This window comes from Salinibacter sp. 10B (assembly GCF_002954405.1).
Lineage (GTDB): Bacteria > Bacteroidota > Rhodothermia > Rhodothermales > Salinibacteraceae > Salinibacter.
Map to the genome: position 1 here is coordinate 3,442,208 of NZ_MQWC01000004.1, position 17,176 is coordinate 3,459,383.

The following is a 17,176-nucleotide window of genomic DNA, read 5'->3' on the forward strand; positions in this document are numbered from 1 at the left end:
TCTGTTCGACGGAGTGGTCGCCCGTTCGGCGAGGGGGATTGTCGTTCCACCAATACTGTCATACGCTCGTCCTGCCCGTTGTCTTATGAGTTCGTACGCCGTCGGCATTGACCTTGGAGGCACAAACCTCAAAGCGGCCCTCGTCCACCGCGAGAATGGAATTGAGGAGATTACCCAACGACCGACGGAGGCCGACCAAGGGCCTCAGCACGTCGTCGATCGCATCGCAGCTCTGGCTGATGAGTTGCGAACGCAAGCCCCTGCGGAGATTCGGGGGATTGGCATTGGGTCGCCCGGAGCCATCAACTGGGAGCGCACTACGGTCACGCGTCCGCCGAATCTACCGGGATGGGATTCGGTCAATCTTACGTCGCTGCTTCGGGAGCAGCTCGGCGACGTTGCTGTCATTCTCGAGAATGATGCAAACGTTGCGGGGCTCGGCTCAGCCTTTCATGGGGCCGGCCGCTCGGTCGATTCCTTCATCATGGTCACGCTGGGCACGGGCGTTGGTGGAGCCATCATTTACAACAATAAAATTTTCCGAGGGAGCACCGGGGGGGCGGCCGAAATTGGGCACATGACCATCGATTACGAGGGACCGTACGCCAACACGGGTGTGGCTGGGGCCATCGAAGGGTACATCGGACAGAAGTTTCTGTCCGACCATGCGCGCGACCGGCTCGTGAATTATCCGGATAGCCTTTTGCACGACCTCGTGGATGGCGACCTCGAGCAACTCAATCCTCGCATCTTGTATGAGGCCGCTAGCGAGGGAGACGAGGCTGCCGAGCGCATTCTGGCCTGGGCAGGGCACAAACTCGGATGTGTTTTGGGGGCGGCCATCAACCTGCTCGACATCCGGACCGTTGTGGTGGGCGGAGGGGTGTCCGCAGCGGGGGACTTCATTCTGGAGCCGGCACGGGAAACGTTGCCCAACTTCGTGATGCCCGGCCTGCGGGACGATGTCACCATTCGGCAGGAAGTACTGGGCAATGAGGTTAGTCTTCTGGGGGCAGCCCGCCTGGCCTTTGAGGGACGCGAGGCGCATGTTTAGTCCCAATTGGTACGTGCTGTAGTATAGGGACGTATGTGCAGATCCTTGGGGATACTCTCCTCCCCCAGGAAAACGGCACCGTCGTTGCTCTTGATTGCACTTAGTGGCCAGACTTGTTCTAGGCAATCGCGGGGGCCAGAGCCCATCCAGTTGACCAATTTAAGCCAGACTGTACTTTAGGTGGGCTCTAAGTCGGGATTGGACATCTAGATGTTCAGGAGCGACGACGAGAATCATGTCTCACGCCGCAACAGAGTCGTGCGCTCCGTCCGTCGCGCCAGTCGTTCAATGGTGTAGAGACGCACCCGTTTTCAGTTGCGCTCGTCTCCACAGCCGCTGTCGATGTTCTCGCAGCCCGAGCACAGGTCGGAGCGGATGCACGTAGCATTCGCATATGTAGCATTCGCATATAGAGCATAACGCTAGTGGTCAGTCAAGATGAGGGAGGGGGATGCCGAATTGAACACGCTGTGTTGAATGCGGCATTCTGCGGCCTGAATACAGTCTACTGGCCATCGTTCTATCGACATGGAAAACGTTGCGCACCACTAGAGCACAATGCGCAATCCCGGGCCGGAGGGGCGAACGGGGAGCCGCGTTTTTCCATAGAGTCGGCAGGGAGAGAATCTTCACCGAACCCTCTCTGCTGTTGGAAGTAGGGGGGATTCAAAGCAGTTGTGGTTCTTTGTTGCTCTTCGCCGCACCAATGGCACCGCGCGGGCCCTCAGTGACCTCGCACAACCGTTTCGACGAGACCTCCTCCCGGGGGGGGATCCGATCCGGTCTGCTCCGTTGGGGCAACCGGACGGGACGTGTGTATGATTGGGGGGAGGGCGAGCGGCAGCAGGAGCGGCATCGTCTCCGCGTCAGGCGAGTGGCACTCGCGTGTGTCTTCCTTCTCTTTGGGATTGTACAGGGCGTATCGGCTCAGCAGCGTCCCGACACTACAGCAAATCCCCCTCCGTCTCGTTCCACGTCGGCGGTCCCTGACAGTGTGCAGCAAGGAGCCTCGCGGACCGGGTCGTCCAGCAGTGCGCGACCATCGGGAATGCCGGGGACTGCGGGGGGAGAAAATGCAAACGCCGTATCCTTTTCTGCACGAGACTCATTGGTGATTCGGACTGACAGCAGCGGGGGCAACTACGGCACCTTGCACGGGAACGCTCGCATGTCCTATCAGGGGGCGTCGCTGAAGTCCCGGATCATTAAGATGAACTTCCAAACCAGTACGATGGAAGCCACGGGGCCACCCACTGATACGGCACAGGGGGGGCGTCCCGTCTTTAACCGGGGAGCAGGGCAGGGGAGCAGCGGTGGGTCGGGGGGCAGGGGAGGCGGGGCACAGTCCTTTACCGGCGAGGTGCTCTCGTATAATCTTAGCACAAAGCGGGGGCGGGTGGTGGACGCCCGCACGCAGCGGCGGGATGGATATGTGCAGGGCGGGGCGGTAAAGATGTATGAGGACAGCACTCTGTTCGTGCGAGGGGGCACCTACACAACCTGTAACTGTCCGCCGGACGTGACGCCCTCGTACTCGTTGCGCTCCAAGGAGATGAAGCTAGCGGAGAAGTGGGTGTATACCGGTCCGATTCAACTTTACCTCTTCAACGTTCCCACCCCGCTTTGGCTCCCCTTTGGGTTTCTACCCAATGTGCAGGGACGGCGAAGTGGACCGCTTCCTCCGGAGTACGGCGAGGACAATAAGGGGTTTTATCTCCAGAACTGGGGCTGGTACTTTGCCCTGAATGACTACACGGATCTGACCCTTCGGGCGAGCGTCTGGTCGAAGGGGAGTTATGAGATCCGGCCCCGCTTCCGGTATCGGAAGCGCTACGAGTACAACGGAAACTTTCAGCTTACGTACCGGCGGGTGCGCATCGGGGAGCCCGAAGACCCGAATCCCGTTCGCCGACACGAGGGCCAACTGCGCTGGAACCACAGTCAGGATCTCTCGCCGACCGCCTCATTGAACGGAGACATCAATCTCGCCACGTCGAGCGACTTTGCTCGTCGCAACAGCGACAACTACGACGATGCCGTTCGGCAGGACGTGTCCTCCTCCGTCAACTACCGCAAGAGTTGGCCGAACGGGGGGCGGCAGTTTAACCTGAACGCCAGCCAGAGTCAGCAATTTCAAAGCGGCGAGGTGCAGATGACTCTGCCGAACCTGGGCTTCTCCCAGAACTCTTTCAAGCCCTTTAAGCAGGAGCAGCGCGTAGGGGACGAGCGGTGGTACGAGAAGCTTACGACCTCCTACCAGCTCGACGTGCGGAACCGATACAACTTTACCCCGCGCGATCCACAGCAGTTGCGAGAACGCGGCGACTCGACCCTCGCAGATTCGGTGGCCCGGGCCGATATTAGCTGGTACGAGGCGCTGGGGAACCGGGAGAAGTACCGATTGGCCACCGGCGACGACCGGTTGTACGACTTCGAGGCGACCCACCGCATTCCGCTCAATATGTCGTTTCGGGTGGACCGGTACAATCTCTCGCTCTCGCCAAATGCGAGTTACAACTCCACCTGGTACCTCAACACCGTGCGCCGCTTTGCAGAGCGGGATTCCACAGGCGGGGTCGGGGAAATCAAGAAGCGCACGGTTCCGGGCTTCTACGCCCGCCGCAACTTTAACACGTCGTTTTCGGCGAGCACAGAGCTCTTTGGGACGTTTCCCGTGGGCGTGGGTCCGTTTCAGGGCCTGCGCCACCGTCTCAATCCGTCCTTGTCGATGAACTACCAGCCCAACTTCAATGCGCCGTTCTGGGGGCGAACACGGCTCCTTCGGTTCAAGGATGGCACCCCAGTGCCCCCCGACTCAGTGCAAGGGGGGCGCCGGTACGACATTGTCGGGGGGAATTTCGTTCGCAACAGCACAAAGCAGTGGAGCCTCAACTTCTCGCTCCGCAATGTTTTCGAGACCAAGCGCATTCGCTCCGATACCACGTCCAGGCAGCGCTCGGAGACGGTCCAACTGCTAAATCTGGACATCACTGGTCTCTCGTATAATTTTGCTGCCGACTCCTTTCGGGTGGGCAATAACATTGGCCTGAACGCTCGTACGAAGATCGATCCGTTCAATATCTCTGTGCAGTCGAGCTTCTCGCCTTATGCCCTTCGGGCCCGGTCGCGGGGCGACCAGCGTACGTTTCGGCGTATCGATCGGCTCATGGTGGCGGAACGTCCACTCACGCCGGTGCGCCTGACGAGATTCGATGTGAGCATGAGTGCCGACTTTTCGGGTGGCGATCAAGGGGGGCGCCGGCAATCCCAGCGGGGGCGGCGAAGCGGACAAGGATCGCAGAGGCGAGGGCAGGATCCGTCGTCCGCGCAGATCACCGAGCTAAGTTTGCCCTGGAGTCTAAATTTCAACTTTAACTATGGACTCCAGAAACCCCGGAAAAAGGTTACGAATCGTACGGCAACGCTCGGGGTAAGCTTTACACTGAACGTGACGCCGCTTTGGCGGGTGCGAGGCAACACGGGCTACGACTTTATTCAAGGAGAGCTTTCAACGACTCGGATTAACATCGGGCGCAGCCTGGGATGTTGGAATATGTCGTTCCACTGGGTGCCGTTCGGTCGATATCAGAAGTACGGCTTCAACCTTCAGGTTAGCAGTGGGCAGCTGTCGCAACTGCTCCAACTCCAGATTCCGAACCAGGGCGGCGAGGGGCGGCTTGGAGGCTTTGGACAGCAGCTTCGCGGCACGGTGCAGGGCGCTGCGGGGGCTGGGGGCATGGGAGGAGGCAGTCGCTTCTAAACAGGGACACGTTGCTTGCGTCCGGACACGCGGGAAATGGGGGCAGCCCGTGTGCGGGAGATCGGCGAGAGATTGCAGGCCAGGAACCCTGGTGTTGTCTGACGCCCACTCTCCGTAACGGAGGGATCCCGATCAATGCAAGCAGGTTGTAAAATGCTCCAGTCTCACGCCCCAGTCGGAGCATCGGCATGTGCATTGTTCGCTTCTTATGTACTGTTTCCATCGTTCCGCTCCTCCTCATTGGTTGCGAGGATTCGAGGTCGGAGTCAAAGGACCGCACCTCCGTTACCAGCACTGCTGCCTGGAGTTATGAAGGACCAACCGGACCGGATCAGTGGGCGACCCTGTCCGACGCCTACGCGGCTTGTGATGGAGCGGAGCAGTCCCCCATCAATCTGGCAGGGGCAGAGGCTCCTGACGCTCCCAGTACGCTCAGCACCTCATATTCTACGCAGCCGGGCGAGGTCGTGGATACGGGGCATGCCATTCAGGTGAACACCACCGGTGGGGAACTCACCCTCGACGGGACATCCTACGAGTTGCAGCAGTTTCACGGGCATACGCCGAGTGAGCATACGGTGAACGGCACTAGGTACGCCGCGGAGATTCATCTCGTGCACACGGCTGGGGATCAGCAATTGGCCGTACTCGGCATTTTGGGGGAGGAGGGGCCTGAAGATCATCCCGCGCTGGAGGACTGGGGTAAGGGGCGTGGTACCACGCTTGCAGTGAACGCCGGTCGTCTACTTCCCGATCGGCAGAGCTACTACACCTACGATGGATCGCTCACCAGGCCGCCCTGCAGCGAAATCGTGCGCTGGATCGTGATGGATCATCCGATCCAGATCTCCAAAGAGCAACTGACGACGCTTCGTGCGCAGCACGACGCCAATACCCGGCCGGTACATCCTCTCGGCGACCGGCGGCTGGTGTACGTGGGGCCGTGAGGGCCGTTGTCTGTTTTTTTGCATGAGTGTGCTCCCGATCGATGAGTGTCGACTCGCTCTCTACGCCTTGCCTTTTGGTCGAGCGCGACCGCCTACAGCACAATCTCACCCAGATGCAGGAGCGGGCGTGTGTGAACGAGGTGGCCCTTCGACCTCACATCAAGACGCACAAGTCCGTGCCCCTAGCCCGACGACAGCGGACGGAGGGGGCGATAGGGGTGACGGCGGCCACGGTGAAGGAAGCAGCAACGTTTGTGAAAGCGGGGGCAGACGACGTTCGCATTGCTTTTCCCGTGACCGGGCCGGACAAGCATGAGCAACTGGCTGTTTTGCAGCAGTCGGCCCGCCTGTCGTGCACCGTTGACTCTGCGGTGGGGGCCGAGCAGGTCTCCGCCGTGCATGCGGCCCGCGGCCGTCCGCTGGATGTGCTCCTGGAGGTGGACGTGGGGCATGGACGCTGTGGTGTGCGCTGGGACGAGCCCGAGGCAGCCGTGCGCCTTGCCCGTCGAATCCTCGACCTCCCCGGGGTGAGGCTCACTGGGATTCTCACCCATGCCGGGCAGGCCTACGACGGCCCGTCCGGATCCGAGTCCGAAGCAGAGGCGCTGCGACGTGCGGCCCGGCACGAACGCGATCGCATGCTCCGGGTGGCAGCACATCTGGCGGACGCCAACGTGCCCGGGGGCGAGTCCGAGACGTTCGAAATCAGCATTGGCTCCACCCCCACGATGGCTGCCTTTCAAAACGCGGAGCACGACGGGGTCCGGATCACTGAAATTCGTCCAGGAAACTACGTGATGCACGATGCCATGCAGGTAGCGCTCGGGGCTGCAACCCTAGACGAGTGTGCGCTCACGGTTTTGACGACCGTCGTAAGCACAAAGGAGCGCCCCGATGGCCCAGATCGGGCATTCGTGGATGCAGGCAAGAAGGTGCTCACGACGGACACCGGGTACGGCACCGATGGATATGGAATCGTATTGCGCGATGCGTCGTCCATGACGCCCCATCCGGATCTCCGCGTGGCCCATCTATCCGAGGAGCACGGCTGGCTCGAAGGCCCAGGAGCGACAAGGCTGTCGGTGGGGGACCGATTGCGCATTGTGCCGAATCATGCCTGTGTCACCGTGGCTACCCAGCCGCGATTCTACGTCGTGGAGAACGAACGGGTCGTGGACACGTGGGGCGTTTCGTAAGTCGGGCCGGGGAGAGGGACAGGCCGTCCGTCAGGCCTCCCGATTTATGCCTCGCGACGGCGGTTCTGTTCCAATCTTGCGCCACCGACGCGCCCCGTTGAGGGGGCATAGGATCACCCAATGAGTATGGAAATTTGTAATATTGTGTTCATCGCACGTTCAATGTGTTGAAGGCGTTCCCTCAGTCCTCCTCTTTCTTGACTTTCAGACTCCATTGGTCACTGTCAACCGATCCACGTCAATGATTCGCTATCGCACGCAGGAGCGGGCGCCGCATCTCCTTTTTGAGCTTACGGGCAAGGTGGCCGGAAAAGACGTGCGACAGGAGTTGGCCGATCTCCCGGACGTTCTTGCCTCTCTGCCTTCAGACTTCGTCGTTCTGGCGGTGTATCCGGAGGTGATCCTTTTCGAGGCAGACGCCATCGGACCGCTGTTCTACTTCATTACCCACATTTTCGATGCCGATCCAGGACTCTGCGTGTTCGTAGATGGCGGCCAATCGCCCCATCCAGGGCTTCGGGCGTTTATTGAGAAGATTGGGCTTGAGGAACAGGTCGCGTTTGTTCCGTCCCGCGAAGAGGCTGATGTGCGCATTCGGGCCTTCGTGCGGTCCCGCATGTAGTCTCCGTTGGGGGTTCCCCCGCAAATTGCGGGCAAAATTGCCGTCCCCGCCGAACGAACCGGTCGTCCGTGGCGTCTGTACAGTTCGCGCCCGACGATTCCGACTCACACTGCTTCGGCATGACGGAGGTTCGTTCCTACGACGACATTACGACGCTGGCTGATCAACTCCGGGAGGTTCCCTACGAGTCCATTCTGCGCACGATTGGCCGGGTGGCCGAGCGGGAGGACATTGAAGCCTACGCCGTGGGTGGTATGGTGCGTGACGTGCTGCTGGGGCGTTCCACCACGGATCTTGACTTCGTGACCGTGGGGCCGGAAACGGGCATCGAGCTAGCCGAGGCGGTGGCCGACGAGTTGGGCGGGCACACCGCCCACGTGTATCCGAACTTCGGCACGGCCGCCATCCGGATCCCGGCGGAGGAAGCCCTCCCCGAGGGACATACGGACGACGCCCTCGTGCTGGAATTTGTAGCCGCACGCAAGGAGAGCTACCGCTCCGACTCGCGGAAGCCCATTGTAGAGGATGGGACGCTGGAGGACGATCAGTATCGACGCGACTTTACCGTTAACGCCATGGCGATTCACCTGTCGCCAAAGCGATTCGGAGAGCTCATTGATCCGTTCGATGGGCGACGCGATCTGGAACGACAAACCATCGAGACCCCGCTCGATCCGGAGGAGACGTTTCAGGACGACCCGCTCCGCATGATCCGAGCGGCCCGCTTTGCGACCCAGTTGGAGTTTCGCGTGTCCGATCGCGTGTTCGACGCGATGGGAACGCAGGCGCACCGCGTTGAAATTCTCAGCCAGGAGCGCATTACGGAGGAGCTGCACAAGATGCTGGAGGCAGATACTCCTTCGATCGGCTTCAAGATGCTGGAGGCGTCCGGGGTGCTTGAACACTTCATGCCAGAACTGCAGCGCTTGAAGGGGGTCGACGTGGTGAATGGGCGCGACCACAAGGACAACTTCTATCATACGCTTGAAGTACTCGACAACGTGGCTGAGCGCACGTCGGATCGACCGGGCGAAGAGACGCGCTGGCTCCGTTGGGCGGCCCTTCTCCACGACATCGCCAAGCCGGACACCAAGCGCTTTGATCCGGAGAACGGTTGGACCTTTCACGGACACGAAGATAAGGGCGCTCGCATGATCCCCGATCTCTTTCGCAAATGGCGCCTGCCGACGGACGAGCGGATGGACTATGTGCAGAAGCTCGTGCGCCTGCACCTGCGTCCCATCGCGCTGGCAGACGAGGACGTGACCGATAGTGCCGTGCGACGCTTGCTCTTCGAGGCGGGCGACGACATTGACGACCTAATGACGCTGGTGCGCTCAGACGTCACGTCCGGAAATCCGCGTCGGCGTCGGCGCTATCTCAATGCGTTCGACCGTGTGGAGGAGAAAATGGAGATCGTGGAGGAGAAAGACCGCCTCCGCAACTTCGAGCCGCCGGTGGACGGCTACGAAATCATGGAGACGCTCGGCATTGAGGAGGGGGTGGCGGTGGGCATTGCCAAAACGTGGATTCGCGAGGCCATTCTCGACGGCGAGATTGCGAATGAGCACGACGCAGCCTACGATTACCTCATGGGGATCAAGGACGAAGCCCTGCGCCGGGGGGAGCTCTTTGACGCCATGCAGGACCGATTGACAGGGCGGGAGAACCGCGCGATGGGGGCGATCAAGGAAACGGTGTTCGAGGATCCCGATCTGCCGGACGAACGGGAGGCGGCGCTGGATTATCTGGAGGGGGTGAAGGCAGAGGTGTTGTCCGACGGCACCGACGAAGAGAGCGCCTGATACAACCGCCAAGGAGGGGGACGAGGATACTGACATCGGCGCTCTCCGTCTCTCGACGACGCTGAAGCCCTGAATCGCGTTGCTGCTTCGGGGCGAGCGTGTAGTTCCCGTCGGGAGACGCGGAATACGGAGGGGAGCGACGGGTCTTTTGACGTTTCCCCGCGTATGAAAATGTCCGACTGCTTGATCTATTTTTCCCATCCGCTTCTCAGTCCCGAATGGGATCTCCCGATTCTTCTTCCTCCTCCTCCTTCCTTCGTTCCAACTCGTCGGGAGGCTCAAAAGAGCGATTCGTCCAGCATCTTCACCCGGCCGATCTTCGGGGGGCCGCGCAACTTGCGACGGAGGCGACCCTCGGGGCGACTCGTTTGGTGGAGGCTATGCACGCCGCCGTGTTAGCCGCCGTCACGCCTGGGGCACCCGCTCCAGATTCCCACACCACCGGGCTCACCGGATGGATCTACCGCGCCGTGCGGGGAATCGCCCGCCTATCGGGGCGGAGCGCGACGTGGGCATTGGAGATCCTCGAACAAGGCCAGGGCCCTGCGCCACGGCCGGACACCGAGGCGCGCCAGCGACTCCTCGCCATCCTCAATGGAGTCGTGGGCGATCACCTCGCCGCGTCCAACAGTCCGCTTGCACAATCCTTTTCGTTACACGCTCCGGATGGGCGTCGACTCGATGTCGAGGCGCCGAGGGCAGCGGGCGAAGCGCCCCTCGTCGTCTTCGTGCACGGCTTGTGCCTTAGCGATCGGGACTGGGGGCGTGCGGGGGGAGAGGATGCCGGGATCATTGAGGCAGTCCCGGCTGCCGTCGATGGCACTGCCGTTCTCGCGCGATACAACACTGGCCGGTCAATCCGGGAAAATGGGCAGGCGCTGGCCGAGCATCTGGAAGCGTGGATCAATCGGGCGGCCGGTCCCTCCCGGATCATCCTCATTGGACACAGCATGGGGGGACTGGTGATCCGTCGTGCGGTTTGTCACGCGCGCCGGACCGCTGCTCGCTGGTCCAGGCTCCTCACAGAAATCGTATATCTGGGCACTCCCCACCGCGGCGCCCCCCTCGAACAGACCGGAGCGTGGATCGAAAAGCAGCTTGGTCGGTTTCGCGTCACCACTCCTCTCGCCGGCCTTGCCGATCTTCGGAGTCGAGGCATTCAGGACCTGCGACAGGGAGCTAGCGCCTCAGACACTCCGTCTTATTCCTCGTCGGCGCAGCGCGACGCCCCTCGTGCCCTCTACGTCGCGGCCGCGTTAACGTCCGATCATCAGGCCCGAGACGTGATCGGCGATGGCCTTGTGCCTGTCTTCAGTGCCCTTGACCGTCCGGCTGGATCAGAGGCGAAGACTCACCGGATTGTCGAGGGATGCGGACATTTGGACCTGCTGCATGAACCCGTCGTTGCAGAGCATCTGTGCCGCTGGCTGTCGACGCCAGAAAACTCGTAATGCCAATCCCTTGCGGTGTGTGGAGGCGCGGCCGACCTTCTCCAGGGGACAAAAGCAGTCCCTCAACTTGCGGCGGCTCCGTCCAGCGACATCTCTGGGGGACTCTCCATGTACAAGAAGAAGCAGACCCGCCACCGCACCGGTCTGCGCCTTTCCAGATGGAGCGAATCAGAACTCCCGGCGGATTTTGGGTAGAAGCGGCGCATCATCCATCTTCGGGAACACCGGCGGTTAAACAGAAAAGACCCGCTCCGGGATCGGAACGGGCCTTTCGCTTCTGTCACCGACGGGCGATGCATCCCAGAATGTCCGAGAAGCATCGCCTGCGGTTAAAATGCAGCACTGCTCTCGTCGGCCGGGGCAGCGTTGAGGGCGCTAAGGCCCTTTTCCGTCTGCTCAACTTCGTACTCGAGCGTCTGGCCTTCCTGCAGGTCGTCGCCAGAGGTCATGCCCGAGATGTTGTTTGCGTGGAGGAAGACGTCCTCACTTCCGTCAAGCGGCTCAATGAAGCCGAATCCGCGAGAGGTATCGAAAAACTTAAGCTTGCCCTTTTGCATGTAGGTGTATCCGTTCTGTATTGGAAATGCCTCACCCCTAAGTGACGATCCGGCAACGAGGCGAGACTCCTACTCGGCAGGGGGACACTACGTGATGACGCAGTTGATGTACTCGGTGCACCCGCCATTCCGTCCGCGGTTTCCTGAGAATCATATTTGAGCCTCGTCTTCATGAAGTCGTCTTCTACGAGTGCTTTCCAGGGACAGTCTGCTCCTACAGGCTCCTCTAGCGGCCACTGGACGAGGATACCGACACTTCTGTTGCAACGACCGGGCTGGGGGCGAGCCCGGTGAAGTACCTGGGTTGGGAAGACGGACTTCCTTCGCTGAGTGGACGGCCCTCGATTTGGACGAGCGGATTGAATGGATGTTAGACCGACCAATCTGTGAAGAAGTCTACGACGATCGTCTCTGTGCACATGGTAAACGGTCTCCGCTTCCCTGATAAATTGTTTCGGCCCTGTCGAACAGATTGGTATCGGCCGTCTTCGTGATCTGGACGGTGGGCATTCTCATGGTGCTTCGAGAGTTCGGCTTACGACAGAAGACGGTTTTCCTTGCCTCGTAGGACGACGATCCAGAGGGCTCCAGGTGCTGAGGGAGGATTTTCCGCGAGGTGAGCACTGAGATCCCGTTTCTGCAGCAGGTCGTCCACCTTCAGGGGGCGTTGGGACGGCCGTCGAGAACACGAACGAGGTTGTCTGATGGCCCAGTGTTCGCGTCATTTTCCGAGCGAATCAAGGTTCTCTTTTTATGCCACCACAGCCGATCGGCCGATTCGAACCGCCAGTGTCGTGTTTTTCGATCTAGAGACGACCGGCCTGCGTCCCGACCGCGGCGCCCGCATTACCGAGATGGCCGTGGTCGATCAAGAGTGCATTCGGTTCGACTGGGCGGCCGACGCCGAGCCGCCGTCCGACGCGGACGCTCTTTTGGACCCTGGTCGACGCAGGCAGGTGGACGACAGTATCGGACGTGGGCGTGCAGCGACTGCGATGGAACGGCGGATGAGAGCGCCTCCGGCGGGCGGGTTCGGGTTTCTTTCGTTTCTGCAGGCTCAAGACTACTTTCGGGACTCCCTTCGGCTGCAGCGGCCGTCCGTTCTTTGTTTCGGGGCAGGACTCTACTGGCCCGATCTGGACGAATACGTGAGTGTGCGTTCAATTCTGCACGGGCGCCAGTCGGCCGAGCACCAGTCGTGATCTCTTCTTGCTTTTCGTTTGTTGCAGAAGCTCTTTTCGATGGATCCTTCCGAGTCGAAGCATGAGAAGTTCGTGTCCGGTCTTCAGAATATGGAGGGGGCGCCCTGTGTCGTGTGCGAGGATGGGACCCTTTCAATCTCGACCTTCACGAAGACCCGAATGCAGGACGACACGACGCTCATCGTGAGGGATGTACCTGCCCTCCTCTGTGAGGACTGCGGCGACGTGACCTATACGCGGGCAATTGGGGCACGGCTGGATGAATTGTTGGAGACGGCGGTAGATGCTGACGAGAATACTGTTGTTCGATCCTTCAGGGATTCGGAAGACACGTAATTTCGATGAGGGGCAGATGAGGGGCACGGCACCGACTCATTGGAGCTTTGCTTTTTTTTGCTCCATAATCTTTGTTCATTTCTGTGGCTTCAATTCACACTTCATTTCATTCCAAGCGCGGAATGTCTGCTCGCCGAAGGTGACTCCGCACAGCCAAACATGTTTGGCAGCGGAGATAGGCCCCGTTCCGAATGGGGAGTTGTGAAGGTGGAATTGGGAATGGCTTGAGAGCGAACGATTTTATTTTCAGGGGAGGACTGGGACTCGCTCTACGAATCTGTCGGTTCGCGCCCATTCGAAATTTGCCCTTCGGCAGTCGATATCGCCTCGCCGATCCCCACGCACGCTCGGAGCACGATGGGAGGAAAGGGCAGGGAGTCACCACCTCAGATCGAGCGTGAATCCGAAGGAAGGCCCTACGACAGGTCCACCTTCGTGACCCCGGCCCCCCCTTCTTCGATTGGCGCCTTTCCGAAGTCGGTGATGTCAGAGCGCTCGTTGAGTAGGTCGTGCAGGGCCGAGCGGAGCGCCCCGGTGCCTTTGCCGTGGAGAATGTCGACCGTGTCGAGGCCGGCGGCAATCGCGTCGTCGAGGAAGTGCTGCACATTGTGCCGGGCTTCGTCCACCCGTTGTCCGCGCACGTCGATCGACGGGCTCGCCTCCAGCGCCGCCAGCGTGGAGTCGCCGCTCGTCTTCGTTTGCGGCTCTTCCTGCTTCGGCCCGCCCACCTTTGTGAGTCGATCGAGCGTCACGCGCATGTGCATCGAGCCCATGATGACGACCGCCTCGCCGTCGTCAATCTCCTGCACCTCCATCTCCGTGGAGCCGTCGTCCACCACCACTTGATCGCCCTCGTGGATCGGCGCGTCGGGATCGCGGTCCACCTGCCCGTTGGACTCCTCAGGAGCCTCATCTTCCGGGTCAGGGGCATCCGGCGCCGACGCCGCGGCTGCGGCCTCCTCCCGATCTTCCGCCAGATCCTCTTTGTACGCCTCTAGCTTCTCGCGCGCCTCCTGGGTTGCTTCCGATTCGGCCTGGGCTTCCTTAATCTCCTTGATTGTGCGCTCAATGCGGGCATTGGCGTCTTCCACAATGCGCTCGGCTTCCTCGAGGGCTTGTTGGCGAAACTCCTCCCGTTCTCGCTCCAGCTTGCGACGCTTCTCCTCATGTCGCTTCTGTTCCTGTTCGGCTTGTTCTCGTGCCTTCCGCGCCTCGTAGAGCTCGTCTTCCAGCTCCTGCGTTTGCTTTTCGAAGGTGGAGATGAGGTTTTCCATGGCCGTCTTTTGCTCGCCGGCCAGCGTGCGGGCACGGTCCAGCAGGTTCTCCGACAGGCCCATGCGCTGGGCAATTTCGAAGGCGTAAGAGGAGCCCGGCACGCCTTCCTGGTAGCGGTACGTAGGGCGCAGGGTCTTCTGGTCAAATTCCATTGATCCGTTTTCGACCCCCTCTGTTTCGTGAGCGTACACCTTGAGGGTGCCGTGATGAGTGGTCGCAATGGTGCGCGCCCCGGCCTCGTTCAGGCGTTCCAGCACCGCCTGGGCCAACGCGCCGCCCTCATCCGGATCCGTGCCCGTGCCCGCCTCATCGATGAGAATGAGCGTGTTCTCGCCGGCCTCGTTCAGCATGTGCCGCAGGTTCGACACGTGCGAGCTGAAGGTCGACAGGTCCTCTTCGATCGACTGCTCGTCCCCGATGTCGGCCATAATTTGGTCGAACAGCGGGAATGAGGAGTGCGGGGCTACAGGGATGGGCATTCCGTACGCCAGCATCAAGGAGAACAGGCCGACCGATTTCATCGCCACAGTCTTCCCGCCGGCATTTGGCCCGGTAATGACGAGCGTGCGAAAGTCATCACCAATGCCCATGTCGAGCGGGACCACCTCGCGGGGCGGGATGTCGTCTTCCCCGGTGGATCGTCCTTCGGTTTCGGTCGCGTCGTCGAGGGTTTGGAAGTGGAGCTCTAGAACAGGATTCCGGCCCTCGTGGAGGTCGATAATGCCGTCGTCGTTCAGTTTCGGCACCACGGCGTCGAGGCGATTTGCCAGGCGGGCCTTGGCCTGCAGAAGATCGAACTGCCCCGCGGCTTTCAGGTTGTCTTCCATCGCCTCCGTTTCTCGGCGGATGTGGGTGGTGGCTTCCCGGAGGATGCGCTCAATCTCGCGCTGTTCGGCGCTTTTGAGCTCGCGCACCTCATTGTTGAGCTCCAGGCACTCGGCGGGCTCAATGTACACTGTCTGCCCGCTGGCGGACGTGTCGTGCACGAAGCCTTCAACCTTCCGCTTTGCTTCGGACCGCACAGGAATCACCATGCGTCCCCCGCGGATAGTGGCCTGATCTTCGGTGGCGTAGCCTTGATTGATGGCGGTGCGAAGGGCGTCGTCGAGCGTACTGCGAAGCTTGCGCTCCTTTGCCCGGATCTGACTCCGCAATCGCTGCAGCTCCGGCGAGGCGTCGTCGCGGATGCTACCGTCTTCGTCCAGAATGGAGGCGATGTGCTCTTCCAGATCCGGAAGAGGCGTGATGCGCTCGACCGCTGCGGCGAGGGTTGGGTAGTCGTGGTCGCGCTGTTCGAAATAGTTCTTCAGCCGCCGCAGGGAGATGATGGTAAGGCGCACGGCCTTCAGGTCTTCCGGATCGACGAACGCCTCCTCGGGCGCGGCCCGGCGCAGCACGTCGCGCAGGTCGAAGAGGTTGCTCAGAGGCACTGCGTCGTCGTACTGAAAGGCCGCCTGGAGCTCTTCTACGCGCGTGAGCTCCGTTCGCAGCCAGTCCAGCGTGCGGGCCGGCTGCATACCGTCCAGACGCTCGTGCCCGATCGGGGTTTTGACCTTGCCCTCCAGCCGATCGCGAATGACATCGAAGCCGAGCTTTTCTTCCAGCCCGTCCGGATACGTGTCCATTGTCGAAGTGCGCGTGTCCAGGTACAAAAAAAAGCCGCTCGCTTCCTCTTTCGGAAACGAGCGGCGTCGATCCTTGCTCCAACGAGTGCGCGGCTCAGGCCGAACACTCAGCGATTGACACTCGAAATTCGTCGTTCGAGTGAGGCCGGGTCCCTAGCTGCGCAGTTCCACGTTCATTTGGGAGTGGTCGCCCACGTTGAGTTTTTGAAGTTTCTGTCGGACGGCCGCATGGCGCCCGATCACCGAGTCGGCGAGTACGCTGTTTTCGACCCGACCCTCCTGGAAGATGATGCTGTCCCGGATGACGGTGTTCTTTACGGTGGCTCCGGTTTCGACGGAGACGTGTGGGCCGACGACGGAGTTTTCAATTGTCGCGTCTGGGCCAATGTACACCGGGTCGTGGATCACGCTGTTCTTGACCGTGCCTTGATGCAGGTCGTCGGACTCGCGGTCGAGGATCCGGCCGGTCGTTTCGAGAAGAGCAGGGATGGTACCGCAGTCCATCCAGGCATCCACCTCGGCGGTCGTAAACACATCGCCCTTCTGGAGGAGCCGATCGAGCGCATCGGTGAGCTGATATTCACCGCCGGCCCCCATCAGGTCGTTCTCCATCAGGTAATCGATCTCCGTCTTCAAATCCGCCAACTCGCGGATGTAGTAGATCCCGATCAGGGCCTCGTTGGAGATTGGGTCGTCGGGCTTTTCGATGAGTTCGGTGACCGTTTCGCCGTCACGCACCGCGACACCGAAGCGGCGCGGATCGTCGACCTCTTTCACGAACGCGACCACGTCGGCCTCGTCGTCAATCTCAATCTCGTCGTCGCGGTGGAAAAGAGTGTCGGCAAAGACCAGCACGCCGTCGCCCTCCAGGTGCTCGTCGGCGCAGCCCACGGCGTGTGCGGTGCCGAGCGCTTCGTGCTGGACCGGAAAGTGCGCCTCCATGCCCCGCTCCTCACAGATCGCTGTGAGCTGATCGCGGATGTCCTGGCCGAAGTCGGGCCCAAGCACAAACACGCCTTCATCCGGCACGTCGGGGAGCACCTCGGCGAACGTGTCGACGATGCGTTCAACGAGATTGCGGCCTTTGACCGACAGCAGCGGCTTGGGGGTCACGTGGGAGTGGGGCCGAACGCGGGTGCCGCGGCCGGCCATGGGAACGATCAGTTTCATAGGCAGAGCGATGACTTGCTGTGAATGGAACGGTGAAACGACCCCGGTGCTCGTCTTCGGGGCCGGGCTGGGCCGATAGTATGAGGCCCGTCCTGACGAGTGTACCTCCTGCTAACAATAACCAGCTTTAGGGGCGAATGCCAGTCCGCGAGGATCGGTTCACCAAATTGATGCAA

Annotated in this window: 12 protein-coding genes; 9 read left to right on the forward strand and 3 right to left on the reverse strand. The window is 60.9% G+C overall.

Annotated features, from left to right (window positions below; translation table 11 throughout):
• The first annotated feature begins 85 nt into the window (after positions 1-85).
• The 7 genes from BSZ35_RS14050 (at position 86) to BSZ35_RS14080 (ending at position 10,835) form a co-directional block, all read left to right on the forward strand.
• Complete coding sequence (locus tag BSZ35_RS14050) at positions 86-1,054, forward strand: ROK family protein (protein ID WP_105013033.1); 969 nt, start codon at positions 86-88, stop codon at positions 1,052-1,054.
• 1,111 nt (positions 1,055-2,165) lie between these two features.
• Entirely contained in the window at positions 2,166-4,814 is a 2,649-nt protein-coding gene (locus BSZ35_RS14055) for a putative LPS assembly protein LptD (protein ID WP_146110111.1), read from the forward strand.
• A 188-nt stretch (positions 4,815-5,002) separates the two neighbouring features.
• Positions 5,003-5,761 carry a carbonic anhydrase family protein gene (locus tag BSZ35_RS14060; protein ID WP_105013035.1) on the forward strand — a complete coding sequence of 253 codons (759 nt, stop codon included), beginning with the start codon at positions 5,003-5,005 and terminating at the stop codon, positions 5,759-5,761.
• 41 nt (positions 5,762-5,802) lie between these two features.
• Complete coding sequence (locus BSZ35_RS14065; protein WP_105013036.1) at positions 5,803-6,957, forward strand: alanine racemase; 1,155 nt, start codon at positions 5,803-5,805, stop codon at positions 6,955-6,957.
• 241 nt (positions 6,958-7,198) lie between these two features.
• The gene (locus tag BSZ35_RS14070; protein ID WP_105013037.1) at positions 7,199-7,579 is read left to right on the forward strand and encodes a hypothetical protein; all 381 of its coding nucleotides are present in this window, start codon (positions 7,199-7,201) and stop codon (positions 7,577-7,579) included.
• 68 nt (positions 7,580-7,647) lie between these two features.
• Entirely contained in the window at positions 7,648-9,384 is a 1,737-nt protein-coding gene (locus BSZ35_RS14075; RefSeq protein WP_258096502.1) for a CCA tRNA nucleotidyltransferase, read from the forward strand.
• A gap of 218 nt (positions 9,385-9,602) precedes the next feature.
• A complete protein-coding gene (locus BSZ35_RS14080; protein WP_105013039.1) occupies positions 9,603-10,835 on the forward strand; it encodes an alpha/beta hydrolase in 1,233 nt (410 codons plus the stop codon).
• Positions 10,836-11,164: 329 nt separating this feature from the next.
• Here BSZ35_RS14080 and BSZ35_RS14085 read toward each other — a convergent pair whose 3' ends face one another.
• On the reverse strand, positions 11,165-11,392 hold the full coding sequence (locus BSZ35_RS14085) for a cold shock domain-containing protein (protein WP_105013040.1): 228 nt from the start codon (positions 11,390-11,392) through the stop codon (positions 11,165-11,167).
• Between the two features lie 794 nt (positions 11,393-12,186).
• Here BSZ35_RS14085 and BSZ35_RS14090 point away from each other — a divergent pair.
• Together BSZ35_RS14090 and BSZ35_RS14095 are read left to right on the forward strand one after the other, a co-directional pair.
• Positions 12,187-12,594 (forward strand): hypothetical protein, encoded by a 408-nt coding sequence (locus BSZ35_RS14090; RefSeq protein ID WP_146110112.1) that lies wholly within the window; start codon positions 12,187-12,189, stop codon positions 12,592-12,594.
• A 39-nt stretch (positions 12,595-12,633) separates the two neighbouring features.
• Positions 12,634-12,930 (forward strand): YgiT-type zinc finger protein, encoded by a 297-nt coding sequence (locus BSZ35_RS14095; RefSeq protein WP_146110113.1) that lies wholly within the window; start codon positions 12,634-12,636, stop codon positions 12,928-12,930.
• A 416-nt stretch (positions 12,931-13,346) separates the two neighbouring features.
• Here the strand turns inward: BSZ35_RS14095 and BSZ35_RS14100 are convergent, their stop codons facing one another.
• Together BSZ35_RS14100 and BSZ35_RS14105 are read right to left on the reverse strand one after the other, a co-directional pair.
• On the reverse strand, positions 13,347-15,830 hold the full coding sequence (locus BSZ35_RS14100; RefSeq protein ID WP_105013854.1) for an endonuclease MutS2: 2,484 nt from the start codon (positions 15,828-15,830) through the stop codon (positions 13,347-13,349).
• A gap of 153 nt (positions 15,831-15,983) precedes the next feature.
• A complete protein-coding gene (locus BSZ35_RS14105) occupies positions 15,984-17,000 on the reverse strand; it encodes a sugar phosphate nucleotidyltransferase (protein WP_105013043.1) in 1,017 nt (338 codons plus the stop codon).
• Between the last annotated feature and the right edge of the window lie 176 nt (positions 17,001-17,176).

Excerpts from the sequence above, each read along its gene's own strand:
- BSZ35_RS14050 (WP_105013033.1), top strand. The coding sequence starts at position 86 with ATGAGTTCGTACGCCGTCGGCATTGACCTTGGAGGCACAAACCTCAAA.
- BSZ35_RS14060 (WP_105013035.1), top strand. The coding sequence starts at position 5,003 with ATGTGCATTGTTCGCTTCTTATGTACTGTTTCCATCGTTCCGCTCCTC.
- BSZ35_RS14065 (WP_105013036.1), top strand. The coding sequence starts at position 5,803 with ATGAGTGTCGACTCGCTCTCTACGCCTTGCCTTTTGGTCGAGCGCGAC.
- BSZ35_RS14070 (WP_105013037.1), top strand. The coding sequence starts at position 7,199 with ATGATTCGCTATCGCACGCAGGAGCGGGCGCCGCATCTCCTTTTTGAG.
- BSZ35_RS14080 (WP_105013039.1), top strand. The coding sequence starts at position 9,603 with ATGGGATCTCCCGATTCTTCTTCCTCCTCCTCCTTCCTTCGTTCCAAC.
- BSZ35_RS14085 (WP_105013040.1), bottom strand. The coding sequence starts at position 11,392 with ATGCAAAAGGGCAAGCTTAAGTTTTTCGATACCTCTCGCGGATTCGGC.
- BSZ35_RS14095 (WP_146110113.1), top strand. The coding sequence starts at position 12,634 with ATGGATCCTTCCGAGTCGAAGCATGAGAAGTTCGTGTCCGGTCTTCAG.
- BSZ35_RS14100 (WP_105013854.1), bottom strand. The coding sequence starts at position 15,830 with ATGGACACGTATCCGGACGGGCTGGAAGAAAAGCTCGGCTTCGATGTC.
- BSZ35_RS14105 (WP_105013043.1), bottom strand. The coding sequence starts at position 17,000 with ATGAAACTGATCGTTCCCATGGCCGGCCGCGGCACCCGCGTTCGGCCC.